Origin of the sequence: Amphritea atlantica (genome assembly GCF_900111095.1) — a bacterium.
Classification (GTDB): Bacteria; Pseudomonadota; Gammaproteobacteria; order Pseudomonadales; family Balneatricaceae; genus Amphritea; species Amphritea atlantica.
In genome coordinates this window covers 271,706-292,277 of the sequence record NZ_FOGB01000005.1, presented here as the reverse complement: position 1 = coordinate 292,277, position 20,572 = coordinate 271,706, and the positions used below count along the sequence as shown (strand labels likewise).

Below are 20,572 nucleotides of genomic sequence, written 5' to 3'. Positions count from 1 at the left end.
AAAAAGATACATTGCGGCTGAATAAAACAGCCACGGATTAGAGTTTGTGCATACTCTTCTCGACTAAAGAGTTACAGGATTCGAATGACGCTTTGAGCATAGGTTAACACTGATGTTCAAATCGTTAGAGCAACCAGTTTTGCTTGGCGACAATAGCGAGATGGAACCACCCGATCCCTTCCCGAACTCGGAAGTGAAACGTCTTAGCGCCGATGGTAGTGTGGAGCTTCTCCATGCGAGAGTAGGTCATCGCCAAGCACCTAATTACGAAACAGCCCCGATCATGAAAATGATCGGGGCTTTTTTCGTTTAGACGCCGCTACGCGGCTTGCTAGAACGGCGCTGCGCGCTTGTTGTTGGTTGGACTCCGCGTTCGCGCTGTTTTTCTAGCAAAAGCAAAAGCCTTCTTATCAGGGAGCATAGGCAATCTTCACAGAAAAGATATTTCGTTCTCTGAAGAAGCTAAGGCCCTGTAGCGAGCGACGCTAGCATGCCCTCTGGGTACCCGTCGCGATAGCTTTTTCTAGCAGGAGCCGAAGGCTCCGTTCTGGCAAGCGACGCAGTCGCGTCTAGCGAGCTGCGAAGCAGCGGTCTAACTACTGCTCTTATGCTCTTATATGACTCTCGTCATTATTAATCTGAACCATTTGCTGTTTGGCTTGCTAGGAAGGGGTATTGTTTTATATATTGCCTACCTCGCAATTCAGGCTTGGTGCGATAACCGCGAGAACTACTCTCCCATAAATAAGCAGGTAGATAATGTACACCGAAGAAGATATTCGCCGTTTACGCTGGCAAAGCCGAAGAGGTATGCTGGAACTTGATGTGTTGTTTGTTCCTTTTGTTGAGGAAGCTTTTCAGGATCTGGACCCCGAAGACCAGGATCGTTTTGTTAAGTTGCTTGCCTGTGAGGACACAGAGCTGTTTGTCTGGCTGATGGAGCGGGAAGAGGCAGAAGATCCCGATATTCAACGTATCGTGCGGATTATTCTGGATCGTGTTCAGCCCCCTGCAAGTTGAAATATATCCTTCCGTTACTGCGCGGTATCTGTTTCTACTACTTGCTGCGCTGTCGGTTTTTTCGGTATGGCTCTCAGGTCTTAGTTTTACCATTAAGGTCGTTCTATTTCTGGCCTGTTGCTGTTACCTGATCTATTGTTGGCCCCGTATAATTATGCTGACAGATGCAGGTTCAGTATCCGGTATTCGCTGGCTTGCGGAACGCAAAGCAGTGGTTGTCTGTTTACGGGGGAGTGGCTGGGTGGAGGTTGAAGCAATACAGCAGCGGCTGACTTCGCCTCTGCTGTTGGGGCTTAAGCTCAAACTCCGTGGCCAGCAACGCTCTGCATCCGTGCTGATCTGGCGGGATAGTGTTACTGCAGAACAATTCAGAAAGCTGCAGGTTTTACTCAGGTTTGCACCGCCACCGGTCAGCGCCAGTCATAGTTAACTGGTGTCAGGATGGTGTCTCTTGCTTCAGCACCACTCTCCGGATAATCCAGTGTATAGTGCAGGCCCCGACTCTCCTGGCGCTGCATCGCTGAACGTATAATCAAATCGGCAACGACAGCCAGGTTTCGCAGTTCCAGCAGATCCCGGCTGACCTTATAGTTACTGTAATACTCACTGATCTCCTGCTGTAACAGGTCAACCCGGTGTTTAGCGCGCTGCAGGCGTTTGTTTGTTCGTACAATGCCGACGTAATCCCACATAAAGCGACGCAGTTCGTCCCAGTTGTGAGCGATAATGACGTCTTCATCGGAGTTGGTTACCTGACTTTCATCCCAGGCGGGGATCTCAGGCAACTTTCCCAGCGGGTGGTTGTGACTGATAATGTGCCGGGCGGCGGATGAGGCGTAAACAATGCATTCAAGCAATGAGTTGCTGGCCAGCCGGTTGGCGCCATGCAGGCCGGTAAATGAGGTCTCGCCGATAGCGTATAACCCTTCTACATCACTCATACCGTGCTGATTGGTCATGATACCACCGCAGGTATAGTGGGCCGCCGGAACCACTGGAATCGCTTCCCGGGTGATATCGATGCCATACTTCAGGCAGCGCTCATAGATTGTTGGGAAATGTTGTTTAATAAACTCGGCCGGTTTATGGGATATATCGAGAAAAACGCAGTCGCAACCCAGTCGTTTCATCTCGTGGTCGATCGCTCTGGCGACGATATCGCGGGGGGCAAGCTCACCACGTTCATCAAACTTATCCATAAAACGGCTACCATCCGGTAGTCGCAGTTTTCCGCCTTCGCCGCGTACGGCCTCAGAGATCAGAAATGATTTTGCTTGTGGGTGATAGAGGCAGGTCGGGTGAAACTGATTAAACTCAAGATTGCCAACCCTGCAACCTGCCCGCCAGGCCATCGCAATACCGTCTCCTGAGGCTCCGTCGGGGTTGCTGGTATAGAGATAGGCTTTGCTCACACCCCCGGTCGCCAAAACGGTTGAGCCTGCTTTAAACACATCCACATGGCCGGTGTTGTGGTTAAGGACGTATGCGCCGATACAGCGATTATCAGGCAGGTTAAGTTTATGTCGGGTAATCAGGTCTACTGCAATGCGATCTTCAAACAGGTCGATGTTGCTGCAGGCCTTCGCCCGTTCAATCAGCGTCTGCTGAATGGCCTGGCCTGTTGCGTCGGCAGAGTGGATGATGCGGCGGTGACTGTGTCCACCCTCTTTGGTCAGGTGGTATTCATTACCTTCCCGGGTAAATGGAACACCTTGCTGGATCAGCCAGTCGATACTTTCTTTGCCATGTTCGACGGTAAAAGTAACGGCGTCTTTGCGGCTGAGGTTTGCCCCAGCGGTGATGGTATCCTGGATATGTGCCTGAGTACTGTCAGTATCATCCAGTACCGCGGCGACTCCTCCCTGAGCCTGATAGGTAGAGCCGCTGGTCAGGCTGGCTTTGCTGAGTACAGCAATTCTGAAGGTGTCAGGCAGTTGGAGGGCAAGTCCGAGTCCGGAAGCGCCACTACCAATTATCAGGACATCATACTGAAACTCATCACTCATTGCTGACTCTCTACTGCTATCGATATAAGTGGCTAATTATTGCCCGAACCGGTGACGGGGGCCAGTGTGGCAGTGAAAATATTGAATTTTTTTTCAACATAATGGAACTTAGTTACGCTACAGGGCTCTTACGATATAACTTAAGTTCAGCTCTGGTAAAGGGTTGCATAAAACAGGGGGTGGCATTCATACTTCCTTGAGGCTGTAAGCAGCTACATTAGTTTGGAACTGTTCATACAATAAGGAATCGAATGTCCAGCGAAAGCCAAGCATCGATAGATCATAAGCTGGTCAGGCGTGTTCAGGAAGGTGATAAAACCGCCTTTGATCTGTTGGTTAAAAAATACCAGCATAAAATTATCGGCCTGATTGGGCGGTATGTGTACGACCATCATGAAGCGATGGATGTGTCACAGGAAGCGTTTATTAAAGCCTACCGGGCGCTGCCGAATTTTCGTGGTGACAGTGCTTTCTATACCTGGCTTTACCGGATTGCGATCAATACCGCTAAAAATCATCTGGTGGCAAAGGGACGAAGACCGCCGGATATGGATGTCGATGTTGATGATGCGCACCATATAGAAGGTGATAGCGGGCTAAAAGATATTGAGACCCCGGAAAACAGTTTGTATCGGGATGAACTGGCCAGAGTGGTCAGGGATGCGATGGATAAACTTCCACAGGATCTCAGAGCTGCGTTGTCACTGCGCGAGTTTGACGGGCTGAGTTATGAAGATATTGCTCAGATTATGGATTGTCCGGTGGGTACCGTGCGCTCACGAATCTTCCGGGCCCGGGAGGCGATTGATAAAGAGATCGCCCCCTTATTGAATTAAAGCAATGGTTTTTATTGTAGTACGGGACCGTTGAATTGAATTGTTTAACAGAGTGAACTGGGTGTAATGATTTCTCCAGACACTGTTAAGCAGATACTTAATCCGTTAGGAGTTGGCTAATGAGCGAACAACCCAAAGAAGCGCTTTCTGCATTGATGGACAATGAAGTGGGTGACTTTGAGTTACGCAGCCTGTTAAAGCAGAGTGCTGACAATAAAGAGTTGTGCGGACAGTGGCAGCGTTATCATCTGGCCAGTTCACTACTGAAAAATGAACAGTTGGGTGCCGGTGATATCAGTGCCGCAGTAATGGATGCTGTTGAGTCTGAGCCCACGTTCAGTAAGACAACGGCTGACTCTCCGGTGAACACTGGTATTTCGGGTAAGAGCTTCTTTAAGCCGCTGATTAGTATGGCTGTTGCCGCATCGGTTACTGCGGTGGTTATTTTGGGGGGACAGAATTTTGCTGTTAATTCGACATCTCCTGTGGACAGCGGACTAGCTCAGGCTCCGGCGCCCAGTACGGCCACTGTGAAGCCGAGCTTTGCTCCCTCCCGCGATCTGATGCGTGCTCAGTTTGGAGCCCCTCGCATATCGCATCAGAGTGGTAATAGTGATGACAATATCATCCGTTTTAATGCCGGGTTAAACAGTTATATCCGCCAGCATAATGTGTTGCGCGAGGGAAAACTGGTGAGCTCTTCTCCAGGCTGGATTCCGGAGGGGTATACACCGGTTAAAAATGCCATGGCTCCGGGGGCTGAACTGACCGTATTCAGTAATGGGGTTAACTCTTTTACCCTGAGTATTGAACGGACGGGTGATGCGACTGTTCCTGAAGGAGCGACACAGCTGGGTAATATGGTTGCGGTCGGGAAGAAAGTGGATGATCAGTTCTTCGTCACCGTCGTGGGCGATGTGCCTCTGATGGTTGCCGACCGTGTGGTTAACTCTATTGAGAAGATACAGTAATTCACCATGCTTGAAGAAAATGGCCGTGTAGTTCGTCTTGACGACGGAACGGTATGGGTTGAAACGATTAAGCAAAGTGCCTGTTCCAGCTGTAGCGCACAGAAGGGGTGTGGGCAGAGTTTGTTAGCCAAGATAGGTGATGGTAAACGGCTGGAGATTCAGGTTGATAATCCTCAGCATCTTGAGGTCAGCGTGAATGACGAAGTGACCTTAGGCGTGGGTGAACGATCTTTTCTTACCGCATCCTTGCTGGTTTATCTGCTGCCTCTGTTGGCGATGTTTATCACTGCAGTGGCAGCGCAACGTTACGGCCTTTCCGAACCCGGTGTTATTTTAAGCGCTGGCTTCGGTCTGGCAGGTGGTTTTGTCATAACCCGATTTATCTCTGGCCGAATAAGCCGGAACTGCAGTTACCGACCGGTGCTGCTTCGCAGAGTCTGATTTACGTGTAGTAATAACTGATATACAGGACAAACGATATGAAACTAGTCAGAGCGACTTTTAGTCTGGTTCTTTTCTGGTTGTGCGTGAGCAGTGTGCATGCAGCGCTGCCAGAATTTAAGGATCTGGTTAAGCAGGCATCCCCTGCTGTAGTCAATATTAGTACGGTCCAGCAAGTCTCCAGTCAGGTTCAGGGGATGCCGGATATGCAGCTCCCGGATGGTCAGGATATTCCGGATATCTTCCGTCATTTCTTCCGCATTCCTGAGGGCTATGGTAATGCGCCGCGCCATAAAGCCCCTCAGTCTCTCGGGTCCGGCTTTATTATCTCGGAGGATGGTTACATTCTGACCAATCACCATGTGGTGGCAGATGCGGATAAAGTGATCGTCCGCCTGAGCGACCGGCGGGAACTTGAAGCTAAGATAATCGGTTCAGATAAGCGCTCCGATGTGGCGCTGTTGAAAATTGATGCAACGGATCTTCCGGTAGTAAAAATTGGTGACTCAGACAAGGCAGAAGTAGGTGAGTGGGTACTTGCTATCGGTTCGCCATTCGGGTTTGACCATTCTGTTACCGCAGGTATTATCAGTGCTACAGACCGTAGCCTGGCAAATGAAACCTATGTGCCATTTATTCAGACTGATGTTGCGATTAATCCGGGTAACTCCGGTGGCCCCCTGTTTAATATGCAGGGCGAAGTGATCGGCATCAACTCTCAGATCTACACCCGTTCTGGCGGCTTTATGGGGCTGTCTTTCTCCATCCCGATGAATGTTGCGATGGAGGTGGTCGATCAGCTTAAAGATAAAGGTAAGGTAAGCCGGGGCTGGCTGGGTGTTATTATTCAGGAGGTGAATCGCGATCTGGCTGAGTCTTTTGGACTGGATAAACCCGGTGGTGCGCTGGTTGCCAAAGTTCTGCCCGACAGCCCGGCAGAAGCCGCAGGTATTCAGGAAGGCGATATTATCTACAGTTTCAATGGCAATATGATTGATCGTTCTGGTGACCTGCCTCACCAGGTAGGACGTATTCCGCCTGAAACCGATGCCCGGGTTGGGGTTGTCCGCGATGGTAAGAAACAGACTATTACTGTGACCATCGGTCTGTTGCCCTCACAGGGTGAGGAGCTGAAAACAGCAGGTCAGATGGAAGAAAAAGCATCGGCCAACCGTTTGAATATTCAGGTCAGTGAGCTGGATGATCAGCTGCGCGAACGTCTCAGTGTGACAGAGGGTGTCGTGGTTCGTCAGGTAGCGAATGGTGCCGGTGCAGATTCAGGCCTGATGGTGGGGGATGTGATCACCATGCTCAATGGTGAAGAGATCGATTCAGTCGATACCTTTGCTGGTGTTGTTGAAGCATTGCCGGATAATAAAGCGGTGCCGATGCGTATAGTACGCCGTGGCAGTCCCATGTTTATCCCCCTCAAACTCAAATAGACCACAGTGATTCAGAGGGGCTTCAGGCCCCTCTGTTTATTTTCCGATCTGTTTCTCTTTGATGGTCGTTACAGCTGAAATACGGTACACTTGCCCGCTTCAGAATTGCGCCCTGACGATGGGGTTGCATGGTTAAATTTATTAGCTGGTGATTCCGTAGTGAGTAAGCTCGAACACATCCGTAACTTTTCCATTATTGCCCATATCGACCATGGTAAATCTACCCTGGCCGATCGCTTTATTCAGACCTGTGGCGGGCTGTCAGAGCGTGAGATGGCGCAGCAGGTCCTGGACTCTATGGACCTGGAACGTGAACGCGGAATCACGATCAAAGCCCAGAGTGTAACGCTGAACTACACCGCTCAGGATGGCAAAACCTATCAGCTCAACTTTATCGATACCCCCGGACACGTGGACTTCAGCTACGAGGTGTCCCGTTCTCTGGCCGCCTGTGAGGGGGCATTGCTGGTTGTGGATGCGGCGCAGGGAGTTGAGGCTCAATCGGTTGCTAACTGTTACACCGCCCTGGAGCAGGGGCTGGAAGTATTGCCCATTCTGAATAAGATGGACCTGCCTCAGGCGGAACCAGAGCGGGTACGGACAGAGATTGAGGAAGTGATCGGTATTGAGGCCGACAATGCGGTTGCCTGTAGCGCCAAAAGCGGCATGGGTATCAATGATGTTCTCGAAGCTCTGGTCAAGTACATTCCTGCCCCGGAAGGTGACCCTGAAGCACCTTTGCAGGCACTGATTATCGACTCATGGTTTGATAACTACCTGGGCGTGGTCTCGCTGGTGAGGGTAAAGCAGGGAACTCTGCGTAAGAAAGATAAAATTCTGATTAAATCCAACCGTCAGGTTCAACCGGTCGATGGCGTGGGTATCTTTACTCCCAAGCGTACCGAAACCGGCGTACTTCGGGCCGGTGAAGTGGGTTATGTGGTTGCAGGCATCAAAGATATTCACGGTGCGCCGGTGGGCGATACCATCACCCATGCCAAAACCCCCGATGTTGCATCCCTGCCGGGCTTTAAGCGGGTTCAGCCGCAGGTATACGCGGGGCTTTTCCCAACCAGTTCCGATGATTATGAAGATTTCCGTGAGGCGCTGGATAAGCTGACGCTGAATGATGCTTCGTTATTCTTCGAACCCGAATCCTCGGATGCGCTGGGCTTTGGTTTTCGCTGTGGTTTCCTGGGCATGCTGCATATGGAGATTATTCAGGAACGACTGGAACGGGAATACGACCTGGATCTGGTCACCACCGCCCCCACCGTAGTGTATGAGCTGCTTCTGACCAATGGTGACGTGGTTAAGATTGATAGCCCCTCCAAACTACCGGATCCGGGCTCAATCAAAGAGATGCGTGAGCCTATTGTTGAAGCCAATATTCTGGTACCACAGGAATACCTGGGTCAGGTTATCGGTCTCTGTGTGGAAAAGCGTGGCATACAGAAAAATATGAATTTTGTTGGCAATCAGGTTCAGGTCTCTTATGAGCTGCCGATGGCAGAGGTGGTGCTGGACTTTTTTGACCGGCTGAAGTCTGTCAGTCGGGGGTATGCGTCACTGGAGTATAATTTTGTTCGCTTTGAGGCAGCCCAACTGGTGCGGCTGGATATTCTCATCAATGGCGAGAAGGTTGATGCTCTGGCCGTCATTCTGCATAAAGATAATGCGCCCTACCGTGGGCGTCTGCTGTGCGAAAAGATGAAGGAACTGATCCCCCGGCAGATGTTCGATGTTGCCATACAGGCAGCTATCGGCGGGAAGATTATCTCCCGCACCAACGTCAAGGCGTTGCGCAAGAACGTTATCGCCAAGTGTTACGGTGGTGACGTGAGTCGTAAGAAAAAGCTGTTGCAGAAACAGAAAGAAGGTAAGAAACGAATGAAGCAGGTGGGCAGAGTTGAGATTCCTCAGGATGCCTTCCTTGCAGTTTTGAAAGTTGATAGCTAGGACGTAATTGCATGGATTTTGATTTTGCACTGATATTGGTCGTACTGACCTTTCTGGCCGCCCTGGGGTGGGTGTATGACCGGGTGGCGCTGGCTGGCGCTCGTAAAGCCCGTATCTCTGCCGCTCAGGGTGCCGGAGGGGAGATCCCTGAGGCTACCCTGGAGCAGCTGAGTAAAGAGAACGGTGTGGTGGATCTGTGTCGTTCACTGTTTCCTGTGTTACTGGTTGTACTGATTCTCCGCTCATTCATTGTTGAGCCGTTTCAGATCCCTTCCGGATCGATGAAGCCGACGCTTAAAATCGGTGATTTTATTCTGGTTAACAAGTGGCACTATGGTTTCCGGCTGCCGGTTCTGGGCACTAAAGTAATACCGATGAACACGCCACAGCGGGGTGACGTGGTAGTGTTTAAGTATCCCAATGACCCGAGTGTGAACTATATCAAACGGGTGGTAGGATTACCGGGTGACCGGGTTGGATATCAGAATAAAACGGTTTATATCAATGGTCAGCCACAATCACAGACACTTCTGGAGCAACTGCCACCGCAGAATCCGCAATTGCTGCTGATGGATGAGACGCTGGGGGATGTTTCTCATCAGATCTACCGTGATGTTGCTCCGCCCCGCAGGCCTGCGGAGTGGGTGGTGCCTGAAGGGCAGTACTTTGTGATGGGGGATAACCGGGATAACAGTAACGATAGCCGTTTCTGGGGCTTTGTTCCTGATGAGTTACTGGTTGGTAAAGCATTCGCCGTGTGGATGCACTGGCAGGGCTTCTTTACTCTGCCTGATTTCAGTGATGTACGAACTATCCATTAAAAAGGAAAATTGGGGTCAGTTATGTCAATGCGAAATAAACAGCAGGGCGTGTCTTTTTTCTCTCTGATGATCATTCTGATCGTGGCGGGAATCTTTTTTGCAGTGGGGATGAAGCTGTTCCCGGTCTATTGGGATCACAGCCTGGTGACCTCAATGATGGAGGAGTTGGTTGACGAGCCGGAAACTAAGAAGGACTCTCCAGCCGAGACCCGACTGAAAATTTCGAAGCGGTTACGTATCAATCAGGTTAATCTTCCGGTTCAGAATGCCATTACCATCGATGTGAAAGAGGGTATAAAAACCCTGACCCTGCAATACGATGTAACAGTGCCTATGTTTTATAATGTTGATGCTGTGGTGAAATTTCATGAGCAATATGAAGTGGTTGTCCGTTGATTATCAAGCCTGCTACCGACCTGGCTAAAAAGCTGGGTTATCAGTTTAAAGATGAGAGTATGATCGAACTGGCTCTCACCCACCGCAGTCACGGAAAACGCAATAATGAACGGCTGGAGTTCCTTGGCGACTCGATCCTCAATTTCGTGATTGCAGAGGCGCTGTATCGGCGTTTTCCCGAAGCCAAAGAGGGGCAGCTCAGCCGGCTGAGGGCGCAGTTGGTTAAAGGGGAAACCCTGGCCGAGCTGGCCCGCGAGATGAAGCTGGGGGATTATCTGCGGTTGGGCTCCGGAGAGCTCAAAAGTGGTGGATACCGACGGGATTCCATTCTGGCAGATACGGTTGAAGCGATCATCGGTGCGATCTATCTGGACAGTGATATGGAGTGTTGCCGGCCCTATATTCTCAACTGGTATCAGTCACGTCTGGAGCAGACATCCCTGCTGGATACACAAAAAGATTCCAAAACCCGGTTGCAGGAGTTTCTGCAGTCCCGCCGTGCACCATTGCCAGACTATGAACTGTTATCTGTGAGCGGTGAAGCCCACAAACAGACCTTTGAAATTCGCTGTGCTGTGTCTTTGCTGGATCAGCCCACCGAAGGCAAGGGAAGCAGTCGCCGTCAGGCTGAGCAGAATGCTGCTAAGAAAGCGCTTGATAAACTGAAGGTGGTTAAAGCATGAGTCGCGACCTGAGTTATCTGTTAGATCAGCCCAACGACAATCAGCACTGCGGTTTTGTTGCCATTATCGGCCGCCCGAATGTGGGCAAATCGACATTGATGAATAAAATTCTCGGCCAGAAACTGAGCATCACCTCGCGCAAACCTCAGACCACCCGGCATCAGATTGTTGGTATTAAAACCGAAGGTGATATGCAGGCGGTTTATGTCGATACCCCTGGACTGCATAAAGATCAGGACAAAGCGATCAACCGTTATATGAACAAAGCGGCCAGCTCAGCGCTGCGCGATGTTGATGTGGTGGTGTTTATTATCGACCGTACCGCCTGGACGGAGGAGGACGAGATCGTATTTGAAAAGCTGGGCGGTATTAAGTGTCCGGTGATCCTGGTGATCAACAAGATCGATCAGTTGGACGATAAAGAATCGCTGTTACCCCACCTGGAAGCGCTTTCCAGGAAGATGGAGTTCCTGGAGATCATTCCGATATCCGCAAAGATCGGCACCAGTGTCGATCGTCTTGAAGCCGTCATCAATGAGCAGTTGCCGAAAAGTATGCATTTCTACCCGGATGATCAGGTGACTGACCGTAGTTCCCGTTTTCTGGCAGCGGAGCTGGTGCGTGAGAAACTGATGCGCAATCTTGGCGATGAGGTGCCCTACGGAACGACGGTTGAGATTGAAGAGTTTAAGCGTAACGAGCGGGGGATTCTGATTATCAGCGCGCTGATTCTGGTTGAACGTGAAGGACAGAAGCGGATCGTGATCGGCGACAAGGGCGACAAGATCAAAGGGATCGGCCGTGATGCCCGTCTTGATATGGAAAAGATGTTTGATTCCAAAGTGATGCTTAATCTCTGGGTGAAAGTGCGCAGTAACTGGTCCGATGACGAGCGGGCGCTGCGCAGCCTGGGATATAACGATATAGAGTAATTATGGGCAGCCGATGAGTTATCAGGTTGAAGCTCAGGCTGCTTATGTCCTGCATACCCGACCCTACCGGGAAACCAGCTTGCTGGTTGATCTTTTTACCCTCGAACAGGGCCGGGTCAGCGCGGTAGTCAAAGGTGGCCGCAGCCCCCGCTCCCGAATGCGGGCGATGATGCAGCCGTTTACGCCTTTACAGGTCAGTTGGCGCGGTCGCCATGAGCTGAAAACCCTGATTCAGGCAGAAGCGGTGGCGTCTCCCATGTTTCTCAAAGGCAGTGCACTGATCTGCGGTCTTTATGTGAATGAACTGCTTGAACGTCTGCTGCAACCCTCCGATCCCCACCCCCGGCTCTATGTCTATTACCAGTATGTGTTGAACGAACTGCTGGCAGCCAGTGACATCGAACTGGCATTGCGAACATTTGAACAACAGTTGTTGCAACAGCTGGGCTATCAGTTTGATGTTCAGCAGTGTCAGCCACAAGGCATATACCGGTATGATGGGACTCAGGGGTTTATCCCCGTGACACAGATAACGGATGCCCTGAAAGCTGTTTGTTTCAGCGGTGAGCAGTTACAGGGCATTGTTGCAGAACAGTATCATCTGCCGGAGATACGTCGGGCGGCGAAACGACTGATGCGCCTGGCGCTGGAAGCCCAGTTGGGTAGCAGACCGCTGCGTAGTCGGGAGCTGCTCCAGGGGTATGTGCCAAAGCGTATTATTCCCGAGTTATAGCGCGGCAAGCACCCTGTCATGTGAGGGGTAAATCGTTTCTCAAGTCTCTGGCCAGACTATTTCTCCGGGTGTGATTCTAGTAAGCTTGCATATCCGTTTCGCAATTTTTTATTCCTGTATTCAGAAGAGGTTAACCGTGGTAGAACCAAGCCGTTTGCTACTGGGTGTCAATATTGATCATATCGCAACCTTGCGTCAGGCCCGGGGCACCCGTTATCCCGATCCGGTGCAAGCCGCTGCGCTCGCCGAAGAAGCCGGTGCCGATGGCATCACCGTTCATCTGCGGGAGGACCGCCGTCATATTCAGGATCGCGATATCTATCTATTGGCTGAAACGTTGCAGACGCGGATGAATTTTGAGATGGCGGTGACCGATGAGATGATCGGTATCGCTGAAAAAGTACAGCCGGGACACGCCTGCCTGGTACCAGAAAAGCGTGAAGAGCTGACCACTGAGGGTGGTCTGGATGTGGTGGCGCAACTGACCCGGGTGAAATCGGCCTGTGACCGGCTGGCGGCTGCCGGCGTTGAGGTTTCCCTGTTTATCGATCCGGATAAGGGACAGATCGATGCGACGCTTGCGTGCGGTGCACCGGTGATCGAACTGCATACCGGTGCCTACGCTGACGCTGAGAGTGCCACGGAACAAAAAGCTGAACTGGCGCGAATCAGGGAAGCTGCTGCGTATGCTTTTAGCAAAGGGCTGATCGTCAATGCTGGTCATGGTCTCAATTATCATAATGTTGAGCAGATCGCAGAGATTCCGGAGATTAACGAACTGAATATCGGCCATGGCATTATCGCCCGGGCGGTGTTTGTTGGCCTGAAAGAGGCGATTGCGGAGATGCGTCGTCTGATGATGGAAACTCAGGTGCGGGTGCAATCTTTGCGGGACGCGGTGCGCCGATGATTATCGGTGTAGGCACCGATCTGCTGGATATCCGCCGTATCGGCAAGGCGCTGGAACGAACTCCGCGTCTTGCCGAGCGGATTCTGACACCACAGGAGCTGCAACAGTTTCACAGCTCCACTCAGCCGGTTAACTTTCTGGCCAAACGCTTTGCGGCAAAAGAGGCTGCGGTAAAAGCGCTGGGAACCGGTATCGGCCGGGGGATCAGCTGGCAACATTTTAATATCGTCTACGATACATCAGGTCGTCCATTGCTGGAGCTGAATGGTGGTGCGCTGGAGAAGGCCGGATTGTTGGGTGTGCGACAGATTCACCTCTCTTACAGTGATGAAACCGATCATATCGTTGCGTTTGCGGTGGCTGAGTCCTGAAGCAAAGCTGTATTTCATCTTTCACTCTCTCCTTCGATCTATTTTGATTGAGCTTTGATCTAACCCCCGGTACTATCTCGATTAATACTTTTGATATATAAAACTATTTTTTAATTCAATTAAGTTATAAATATATATTCTGATCGAAGACAGGCTGGTATGCAGGCTATGAGTATGAACTTTCCGACCATTGAAGATTATGTGGGTAACACGCCCCTGGTACGCCTGCAGCGGCTCGATGCTGGCCGCGGCAATACGGTGCTCTGTAAGCTGGAAGGAAATAACCCGGCTGGCTCGGTCAAAGACCGTCCGGCGCTGAGCATGATTCAGCTGGCTGAACAGCGGGGCCAGATAAAGCCCGGTGATACCCTGATCGAAGCAACCTCCGGAAATACCGGTATCGCTCTGGCGATGGCGGCGGCGATCAAGGGCTACAAGATGATACTGATTATGCCGGATAACAGCAGTGAGGAACGCAAAACCTCGATGACCGCTTATGGCGCTGAGCTGATTCCGGTAACCAAAGAGCAGGGGATGGAGGGAGCCCGTGATCTGGCGCTGCAGATGCAGGCAGAGGGTAAAGGGGTTGTGCTAGATCAGTTTGCCAATATGGATAATCCTGAAGCGCATTATCGTGGAACCGGGCCTGAGCTGTGGCAACAGACTGATGGACGGATAACCCATTTTGTCAGTTCTATGGGCACCACTGGAACGATTATGGGCACCTCCCGTTACCTCAAAGAGCAGAATCCGGCGGTTCAGATTGTCGGTTTACAGCCGGCCGAAGGGGCGGCAATTCCCGGTATCCGGCGCTGGCCAGAGGCGTATCTGCCAAAGATCTTTGATGCCTCCCGGGTGGATCGGGTGATCGATATCACTCAGGATGAAGCCGAACAAACCATGCGCGCCCTGGCCCGCGAGGAAGGTATCTTCTGCGGTGTTTCTTCCGGTGGTGCGGTTGCCGGGGCGTTACGCTTAGCCCGGGAAGTGGAAAACGCCATCATCGTGTGTATTATCTGTGACCGGGGTGATCGCTACCTGTCTACCGGTGTATTCAGCGGTTAACCCTATCGTTTGCTATCGGCAGTGACTCTGAGAAGCTCTGGCAATTGCCGGAGCTTTTTTATTGGCTGGCAAGTTTGTCAGAGGCGTCTAGACTTTGCTTGTATAAATTCGTTTTGTAAATGCCTATATAACAGTCAGATAAGCGATTTCAATATGAGCACCATAGCGCGTCAGGAATACCTGCAGCAGATTACCCAGCGACTGGTTCTGTTTACCGGCGTTGTGCTGACTATTTTATCCCTTACCCTGTATGGTTTTATCCGGCGTTCCTCCTGTGAGTTGCCGGATAGCTGCGAGCCGAGGTCTTATCTGGTGGTGCTGGTATTTGTAACCGGTCTGTTGGGTGGTTTTGTCAGCATTCAACAGCGTTTACCCTCTATCGCCCTCGATGAGCTGAAAGTACTGGCGGGTTCCTGGATATCGATCACACTGATACCGATAAACGGGGGGATCTTTGCCATCGTACTGATGCTGATGTTTGTCGGCCATATTGTTCAGGGGGCGCTTTTTCCGGCCTATCCCGCGCCGGGAGACTTTGTGATCAATGACGCGGAATCGTTCAATCGCTGGATAACCGGCGCTTACCCGGTGGATGGGGTGGAGGTGGCCAAGCTGCTGTTCTGGTCGTTTGTTGCAGGTTTCAGTGAGCGTCTGGTGCCGCAGATCATCAGACGCACATCGGATGAGTTAATGGCTGAGAAGAGGGAGGGCGAAAAAGAGGTTAATAAGCCCGAAAAAGAGCAGTAAAACCCGTTAATCAATACTCAGTGATTCCCGGGTTTATCACATTGCTCAGGTAGAGGCGGGTGTTTTACTTTTCAGAATATTCCCTGATGACATCACACATGCCAGACGTCAGTGTCTGCAGATCCTCATCGGACATCACATAAGGTGGCATGACATAAACCAGCTTACCAAACGGACGTATCCAGATCCCCCGGGCAACAAACAGTGGCTGAATATCCGCAGTCACGACTGGTTGCTTCATCTCCACCACGCCGATAGCTCCAAGGCAGCGGACTTCAGCCACAGAGTCCAGTTCAGCCAGGGGCGCCAGACCCTGTTTTAGCTGTTGTTCGATCCGGGCAATATTGCTTTGCCAGTCCGATTCGCGCAACAGTTTCAGGCTGGCGTTAGCCACCGCGCAGGCCAGCGGATTGCCCATGAATGTCGGGCCATGCATAAAGCAGCCTGCGCCACCGGCAGAGATAGTTTCGCCTATCCGGGTGGTGGTCAGGGTGGCGGCCAGGGTCATGTAGCCACCGGTAATCGCTTTGCCGAGACAGAGGATATCCGGTGAAATCCCTGCATGGTCACAGGCAAACAGCTTACCGCTGCGGCCAAAGCCGGTGGCAATTTCGTCGGCGATCAATAGCAGATCATAATCATCACAGAGCTGACGTGCTTTTTTCAGATACTCGGGATGGTAAAAACGCATCCCCCCAGCGCCCTGAACAATCGGTTCCAGGATCAGTGCGGCGATCTCGCCATGATGTTTAACAATCAGTTGTTCCAGCTCTGCGCAATCATTTTCATCCCAGGTCTGGCCATACCTGACTTGAGGGGCTGGGGCGAAAAACTGCTGCGGTAGCACGCCGCTGAATATCTCATGCATTCCGGTGACCGGATCACACACGGACATCGCGCCGAAAGTATCGCCATGATAACCGTTGCGAATAGTGAGCAGCTTATGTTTTTCGGGTTTGCCTTTGGCGTGCCAGTACTGAATCGCCATTTTCAAGGCAACTTCAACGGCAACCGAGCCGGAATCGGCCAGAAAAACTTTTTGCAGGGGTTCTGCCGTCATCTCCACTAACTGACGGCAGAGCTCTATCGCCGGCTCATGGGTCAGTCCACCAAACATGACATGAGATACCTTGTCGATCTGCGCATGAGCCGCTGCATTCAGCGTTGGGTTGCTATAACCATGAATCACCGACCACCAGGAGGCCATACCGTCGATCAGTTGCGTGCCATCGGCCAGTGTCAGCCGGACGCCCTCTGCAGAGACCACGGGATAAGCGGCCGGAGGGTTGATCATCGACGAGTAGGGATGCCAGATATGTTGCTGGTCAAAACGGATCTGCTCACTGGATATGCTCATGTGGATGCCCCGAAAAAGAAAGTTGTGGCCTGAACCAAAAACCGGGCTATTACAGCCCGGTTTTAAGCAGAATGCAAACCCGGCTGTTTATTCCGGCAGGCAGATCTCGTGACGAATCACCGCCAGTAGTGTGCGCAGGAATAGCAGGACGATAACCACCGTGGCAAGACTCACCAGCAGCAGAGCCAGATAGTAGTAAAAAGGTTGCCCCAGTGTGACATACATCAGCTGTGCAGCAATAGCGGATGCCGCCAGCGGGAAAGAGTAAGCCCACCAGGAAAGAAAGAACCTGATTCGGGTGAAGCGGGGCAGTTGGCTGAGCAGCAGGACAATCAGAAACATAGCTGAATAGAACAGAATGCGGGCAAAATTATCCAGTTCCCCGTTGAGTTTCATATAGGAGATAAACCCGACAGCGGGGGGCGCTATCAGGATAAACATCGTGGGGAGCAGTTTTTCTGGCATTGGATCATGGAACATCATCCGGTTCAGCACCAGAGTCTTGAGCACAATCCAGTAGATGACGCCGATGGAGAAAAAGAACCAACTGAGTTCAGTATAGCCATGTTCGACCCCGGCAATTGGCACCAGAATGTTACCGACAATGGGAATAAACCAGGATGGCGTCATATGGATCACCTGGAATTTGATGTGGTGAATCCACTGGTTCAATACATAAACGGTCAGTATCAGTTGCAGGGCTGTGCCCGTACTCCAGAGTATAAATGACAGGTTTTCAGATATCCCCAGCGTTGCCACACTCATCAAAATCAGGTTAATACTGAATGCAGGAAAAAAGCTGAGTTTGATTGGATGTTGAAACTCCGCGATGACGGCGGGCGTTTTCAGCATGATTTTCATCAGATAGATCAACGCCAGAATCAGGAACAGACAGGCTGTCAGGGTCAGTAGAAGTTGGCCGATGATGGCAGGAGCTGCAAATACCTTGCTTGCTTTTTCCCACACCAGTGTCAGTCCGGTCATACCCATAATCATCGCAAAGAAGGTGATTGGAAAGTGCTCCAGCCTTGAAGCTGAAGTTTGCTCTGACAAGTTGTTCATAGCGTGAAACCCCGGAGATGCTCTTAAAATTAGAAACTTCTAATATAGTAAATTATTCAAAATCTAAAATCGAATTAATTTTCTCCAGTCTTTCAGCACGGTTTCAGATTGCAATCTTATAGTGGTCTCAACTTCAAAGGGGGCGTGAATTGAGGTCAGCAGGACCAGACCCCGTACGTTTACTTTGTACCCTTTTTTAGCAGCGCTCAGCGCTGCTTTCTTTCGTCTGTTATCTGAGCGGAGCACTATGATTGATCAATAGAGATGTCACTCACCTGAACCTCTGTGTCACTGATTGTCCAGCGAATATTAAGGTCATGCAGGCGGATGCCATACTCCCGTTGTTGCGGATTGTTTTTGTGATAGGCCGGGCGGGGATCACACAGTAACACCTCTTCAATCTGTTGTTGCAACGGTTGCTTTAACCGGGTGCTATGTTGCTCCAGCGCGATACTGGCTGGCGCGGAATATGTGACCGGCAGATCCAGCGTTTCGATCTGGCTGGCCAGCTCGAAACTGGCATCCCCTATGATGTCGGCATAGGGCAGATAGGGCTTAATATCAATGATCGGCGTCTGATCCAGCAGATCCGCACCACTGACATCGATAAATACCTGAGTCTCTTCAATACGTATCCTGTCTAACTTCACTGGTGATAAGCCCACCGGGTTGGGCCGGAAAGGGGATCTGGAGGCCAGCACCCCCAGCTTTTCGTTGCCGCCGAGCCTCGGCGGACGTACCAGCGGTGACCAGCCTTTGCCCACGCAGGCGCTGAATATAAACAGCAGCCAGATATGGCTGCACTGCTCCAGCCCACGCACCGCATCGGCGCTGTTGTAGGGGGGCAACAGCTCAATCGTGGCGCTCATCGAACGGGCCAGACCCGGCTGCCGGGGAATGCCAAACTTTTCTTTATAGCCGCTGTGGATAATCGCTATCGGTTCGAAGGTAATGGTGGAGTTCATTTTCAGAAATCATCTGCCGGTGGAAAATGGTTGCCCGATCGATGCTGTGACCGGGCATGGGTGTATAACGGCTATTGTGCCCGCTACTCTAACTGGCTGTCACCGGTTGATCTGCTGACTTGTCGGCATTTTTATCCTCTGGTTCTGCTTCAGTGATCGAAATTTTCGACTCCTCTTCAGGTTCTGACTCTTCTGCATGGTGGATGATCGGCGAGCGATGTTCGACCGGGCTCAGACTGCTCCAGTAACGGGAACTTTTCTCTGCCTGCAGTCCGAGCCGGTGGATATGGCTGAGTGAATCCAGCAGATTAGTGCCTTCGTCGGGACTGAGGCGTCCCTCGATCATCGCTTCAAGAATATGTTGTTTGATCTTTTGATATTTCTTTTCCAGTTTGAACAGAACTTTACGGGTATCGGCGGAGGATTGGTATGCTTCATCGTCAATCACCGCCGCATTCAGCATCTTATTGGTGATCTTCTTCAGCTCATAGATATCTTTCTGGGTGTTGCTGTCACTGATCTGATTGAACCGTTCGCTGTATTCAACAATCAACCCGGAAAGCCGGGCCATCTCATTAAAATAGCGGGCGACCCGCATCGCGCTGGGCAGGATTTGTGAGATCTCTTCACTGAGCGGCTGTTGTCCCAGTTTCTGACTGAATGTGCCGATTTCGATAATCAGCTTATTGATAATCAGCGACTGCGATCTGATATGCGGGCTATCCGATAGTTCTGCGCTAAGGGACTGCTTTGCAAGGGTGGATGCCATACGGCTGACACGGCTTAACTCCCGGGTCATCGCTTCAATGGCCAGCGGTGGGGTTTCGAGAATATTTTTATCCAGAAAGCGGGCTTTGGCCTGGTCTTCATCGCCACGACGGAAGCGGGTCTCCAGAAACGCCACCATCGGCGTGGTAACAGGCCACATAATGATCACCCCAACTACATTGAACAGGGTGTGAAACAGCGCCAGCAGGATCACCATATCGACAGTCTGATTGAGGTTTGAACGGTTGATAACCCCCGCCAGGCTGATCAGCAGCAGCAGGCCAACCGCGCCGGTTATCAGGTTAAAGAAAACATGGGCACAGGCGATCCGTTTGGCGTTCGAGGTTGCGCCGATAACGGAGAGTGCAGCGGTGGACGTGGTTCCCAGGTTTGCTCCGATCACCAAAGCGCCTGCGGCGGCCAGAGGAATAGCTCCCGTTGATGCCATGGAAAGTGTGATTGCCATCGCCGCACTGGATGACTGAATCAGCACTGTCATAACAAAGCCCGCCAGAACAAACAGCGCCAGTCCATAACTGGTAGCCCCTATCGTTTCAAAAGGGATGCTGTTTTCCAGCCCATGAAAGGTGCCTTTGAGAAACGAGAGACCAATGAAAAACAGTCCAAATCCCGTCAGGCTGGTGCCCATATGTGCATAGCGTTTTTCGCCGCCGATGAGAGACATCACCACTCCCAGACCGATCATTGGCAGGGCAAAAGCGCTGATTTTAAAATTAAAGCCGATGGTGGCAACCAGCCAGCCGGTCATGGTGGTGCCGATATTACAGCCATAGATAACGGCCACGGATTGACCCAGATTCAGCAAACCTGCGTTGACAAAACCGATGGTGGCAACGGTCACTGCGCTGGATGACTGCACCAGCGCGGTAATTGCCGTGCCAGATATCAGCCCCCGGATTCGCGATCGGGTAGCCGCTTCAAGGGCTTTGCGAAGTGTCTGGCCAGCGGCACGTTTAAGACCGTTGGTCATCAGTTGCATACCGAGCAGAAAGAGGCCCAGGCCTCCGATCAGGTCACCAATATTGCTCAGATCCATTGCGGACTCCTTACGGCAGCATAACAGGCA

At 51.4% G+C, this 20,572-nt stretch carries 21 protein-coding genes and 1 rRNA gene; 17 read left to right on the top strand and 5 right to left on the bottom strand.

All coding sequences use genetic code 11. The features are described 5' to 3' along the window. Positions 1-142: 142 nt before the first annotated feature. From rrf to BMY09_RS22485, 3 genes are all read left to right on the top strand, one after another. Positions 143-258: ribosomal RNA gene (rrf, locus tag BMY09_RS11030) — 5S ribosomal RNA — on the top strand. A 501-nt stretch (positions 259-759) separates the two neighbouring features. After that, positions 760-1,020, top strand: a complete 261-nt coding sequence (locus BMY09_RS11025) for an FAD assembly factor SdhE (protein ID WP_091357871.1) — start codon at positions 760-762, stop codon at positions 1,018-1,020. Continuing rightward, the gene (locus BMY09_RS22485) at positions 998-1,450 is read left to right on the top strand and encodes a protein YgfX (RefSeq protein ID WP_338024075.1); all 453 of its coding nucleotides are present in this window, start codon (positions 998-1,000) and stop codon (positions 1,448-1,450) included. Before BMY09_RS11025 ends, BMY09_RS22485 begins: the two co-directional genes overlap by 23 nt. On the opposite strand, the gene nadB is transcribed toward BMY09_RS22485, so the two are convergent. Further along, positions 1,431-3,026: an L-aspartate oxidase gene (nadB, locus tag BMY09_RS11015; protein WP_091357866.1), complete on the bottom strand. Its 1,596-nt coding sequence runs from the start codon at positions 3,024-3,026 to the stop codon at positions 1,431-1,433. The genes BMY09_RS22485 and nadB overlap by 20 nt on opposite strands. Before the next feature lie 251 nt (positions 3,027-3,277). Between nadB and rpoE the strand changes: the two genes are divergently transcribed. From rpoE to BMY09_RS10945, 14 genes are all read left to right on the top strand, one after another. Then, positions 3,278-3,862 carry an RNA polymerase sigma factor RpoE gene (gene rpoE / locus BMY09_RS11010; protein ID WP_091357864.1) on the top strand — a complete coding sequence of 195 codons (585 nt, stop codon included), beginning with the start codon at positions 3,278-3,280 and terminating at the stop codon, positions 3,860-3,862. Positions 3,863-3,981: 119 nt separating this feature from the next. Further along, entirely contained in the window at positions 3,982-4,833 is an 852-nt protein-coding gene (locus tag BMY09_RS11005) for a MucB/RseB C-terminal domain-containing protein (RefSeq protein WP_091357861.1), read from the top strand. 6 nt (positions 4,834-4,839) lie between these two features. Continuing rightward, positions 4,840-5,274 carry a SoxR reducing system RseC family protein gene (locus tag BMY09_RS11000; protein WP_091357859.1) on the top strand — a complete coding sequence of 145 codons (435 nt, stop codon included), beginning with the start codon at positions 4,840-4,842 and terminating at the stop codon, positions 5,272-5,274. A gap of 38 nt (positions 5,275-5,312) precedes the next feature. Further along, on the top strand, positions 5,313-6,716 hold the full coding sequence (locus BMY09_RS10995) for a DegQ family serine endoprotease (protein WP_091357856.1): 1,404 nt from the start codon (positions 5,313-5,315) through the stop codon (positions 6,714-6,716). 159 nt (positions 6,717-6,875) lie between these two features. Further along, positions 6,876-8,675, top strand: coding sequence for a translation elongation factor 4 (gene lepA / locus BMY09_RS10990; protein WP_091357854.1), 1,800 nt, complete (start codon positions 6,876-6,878; stop codon positions 8,673-8,675). 11 nt (positions 8,676-8,686) lie between these two features. Next, positions 8,687-9,496 (top strand): signal peptidase I, encoded by an 810-nt coding sequence (gene lepB / locus BMY09_RS10985; RefSeq protein WP_091357850.1) that lies wholly within the window; start codon positions 8,687-8,689, stop codon positions 9,494-9,496. Between the two features lie 21 nt (positions 9,497-9,517). Continuing rightward, on the top strand, positions 9,518-9,892 hold the full coding sequence (locus BMY09_RS10980) for a DUF4845 domain-containing protein (RefSeq protein ID WP_091357847.1): 375 nt from the start codon (positions 9,518-9,520) through the stop codon (positions 9,890-9,892). Continuing rightward, on the top strand, positions 9,892-10,575 hold the full coding sequence (gene rnc, locus BMY09_RS10975) for a ribonuclease III (protein ID WP_175483512.1): 684 nt from the start codon (positions 9,892-9,894) through the stop codon (positions 10,573-10,575). Before BMY09_RS10980 ends, rnc begins: the two co-directional genes overlap by 1 nt. Next, the gene (gene era, locus BMY09_RS10970; protein WP_091357841.1) at positions 10,572-11,507 is read left to right on the top strand and encodes a GTPase Era; all 936 of its coding nucleotides are present in this window, start codon (positions 10,572-10,574) and stop codon (positions 11,505-11,507) included. The genes rnc and era overlap by 4 nt, the downstream gene beginning before the upstream one ends. 13 nt (positions 11,508-11,520) lie before the next feature. Beyond that, a complete protein-coding gene (gene recO, locus BMY09_RS10965) occupies positions 11,521-12,240 on the top strand; it encodes a DNA repair protein RecO (protein WP_091357839.1) in 720 nt (239 codons plus the stop codon). A gap of 136 nt (positions 12,241-12,376) precedes the next feature. Further along, the gene (gene pdxJ, locus BMY09_RS10960; protein ID WP_091357835.1) at positions 12,377-13,150 is read left to right on the top strand and encodes a pyridoxine 5'-phosphate synthase; all 774 of its coding nucleotides are present in this window, start codon (positions 12,377-12,379) and stop codon (positions 13,148-13,150) included. Beyond that, positions 13,147-13,521: a holo-ACP synthase gene (gene acpS, locus BMY09_RS10955; RefSeq protein ID WP_091357832.1), complete on the top strand. Its 375-nt coding sequence runs from the start codon at positions 13,147-13,149 to the stop codon at positions 13,519-13,521. Before pdxJ ends, acpS begins: the two co-directional genes overlap by 4 nt. Positions 13,522-13,689: 168 nt before the next feature. Beyond that, positions 13,690-14,586, top strand: coding sequence for a cysteine synthase CysM (gene cysM, locus BMY09_RS10950; protein WP_091357934.1), 897 nt, complete (start codon positions 13,690-13,692; stop codon positions 14,584-14,586). 153 nt (positions 14,587-14,739) lie between these two features. Then, positions 14,740-15,333 (top strand): hypothetical protein, encoded by a 594-nt coding sequence (locus tag BMY09_RS10945; RefSeq protein ID WP_091357828.1) that lies wholly within the window; start codon positions 14,740-14,742, stop codon positions 15,331-15,333. 64 nt (positions 15,334-15,397) lie between these two features. Here the strand turns inward: BMY09_RS10945 and bioA are convergent, their stop codons facing one another. The 4 genes from bioA to BMY09_RS10925 form a co-directional block, all read right to left on the bottom strand. Beyond that, positions 15,398-16,690: an adenosylmethionine--8-amino-7-oxononanoate transaminase gene (gene bioA, locus BMY09_RS10940; protein ID WP_091357825.1), complete on the bottom strand. Its 1,293-nt coding sequence runs from the start codon at positions 16,688-16,690 to the stop codon at positions 15,398-15,400. Between the two features lie 87 nt (positions 16,691-16,777). After that, positions 16,778-17,752 carry an SLAC1 anion channel family protein gene (locus tag BMY09_RS10935; protein ID WP_091357822.1) on the bottom strand — a complete coding sequence of 325 codons (975 nt, stop codon included), beginning with the start codon at positions 17,750-17,752 and terminating at the stop codon, positions 16,778-16,780. 245 nt (positions 17,753-17,997) lie between these two features. Beyond that, positions 17,998-18,717 carry a tRNA (N6-threonylcarbamoyladenosine(37)-N6)-methyltransferase TrmO gene (tsaA, locus tag BMY09_RS10930; protein WP_091357819.1) on the bottom strand — a complete coding sequence of 240 codons (720 nt, stop codon included), beginning with the start codon at positions 18,715-18,717 and terminating at the stop codon, positions 17,998-18,000. An 88-nt stretch (positions 18,718-18,805) separates the two neighbouring features. Next, positions 18,806-20,542 carry a Na/Pi cotransporter family protein gene (locus BMY09_RS10925; protein ID WP_091357816.1) on the bottom strand — a complete coding sequence of 579 codons (1,737 nt, stop codon included), beginning with the start codon at positions 20,540-20,542 and terminating at the stop codon, positions 18,806-18,808. Between the last annotated feature and the right edge of the window lie 30 nt (positions 20,543-20,572).

Excerpts from the sequence above, each read along its gene's own strand:
- BMY09_RS11025 (WP_091357871.1), top strand. The coding sequence starts at position 760 with ATGTACACCGAAGAAGATATTCGCCGTTTACGCTGGCAAAGCCGAAGA.
- nadB (WP_091357866.1), bottom strand. The coding sequence starts at position 3,026 with ATGAGTGATGAGTTTCAGTATGATGTCCTGATAATTGGTAGTGGCGCT.
- rpoE (WP_091357864.1), top strand. The coding sequence starts at position 3,278 with ATGTCCAGCGAAAGCCAAGCATCGATAGATCATAAGCTGGTCAGGCGT.
- BMY09_RS11005 (WP_091357861.1), top strand. The coding sequence starts at position 3,982 with ATGAGCGAACAACCCAAAGAAGCGCTTTCTGCATTGATGGACAATGAA.
- BMY09_RS11000 (WP_091357859.1), top strand. The coding sequence starts at position 4,840 with ATGCTTGAAGAAAATGGCCGTGTAGTTCGTCTTGACGACGGAACGGTA.
- BMY09_RS10995 (WP_091357856.1), top strand. The coding sequence starts at position 5,313 with ATGAAACTAGTCAGAGCGACTTTTAGTCTGGTTCTTTTCTGGTTGTGC.
- lepB (WP_091357850.1), top strand. The coding sequence starts at position 8,687 with ATGGATTTTGATTTTGCACTGATATTGGTCGTACTGACCTTTCTGGCC.
- BMY09_RS10980 (WP_091357847.1), top strand. The coding sequence starts at position 9,518 with ATGTCAATGCGAAATAAACAGCAGGGCGTGTCTTTTTTCTCTCTGATG.
- era (WP_091357841.1), top strand. The coding sequence starts at position 10,572 with ATGAGTCGCGACCTGAGTTATCTGTTAGATCAGCCCAACGACAATCAG.
- recO (WP_091357839.1), top strand. The coding sequence starts at position 11,521 with ATGAGTTATCAGGTTGAAGCTCAGGCTGCTTATGTCCTGCATACCCGA.
- acpS (WP_091357832.1), top strand. The coding sequence starts at position 13,147 with ATGATTATCGGTGTAGGCACCGATCTGCTGGATATCCGCCGTATCGGC.
- cysM (WP_091357934.1), top strand. The coding sequence starts at position 13,690 with ATGAGTATGAACTTTCCGACCATTGAAGATTATGTGGGTAACACGCCC.
- BMY09_RS10945 (WP_091357828.1), top strand. The coding sequence starts at position 14,740 with ATGAGCACCATAGCGCGTCAGGAATACCTGCAGCAGATTACCCAGCGA.
- bioA (WP_091357825.1), bottom strand. The coding sequence starts at position 16,690 with ATGAGCATATCCAGTGAGCAGATCCGTTTTGACCAGCAACATATCTGG.
- BMY09_RS10935 (WP_091357822.1), bottom strand. The coding sequence starts at position 17,752 with ATGAACAACTTGTCAGAGCAAACTTCAGCTTCAAGGCTGGAGCACTTT.
- tsaA (WP_091357819.1), bottom strand. The coding sequence starts at position 18,717 with ATGAACTCCACCATTACCTTCGAACCGATAGCGATTATCCACAGCGGC.
- BMY09_RS10925 (WP_091357816.1), bottom strand. The coding sequence starts at position 20,542 with ATGGATCTGAGCAATATTGGTGACCTGATCGGAGGCCTGGGCCTCTTT.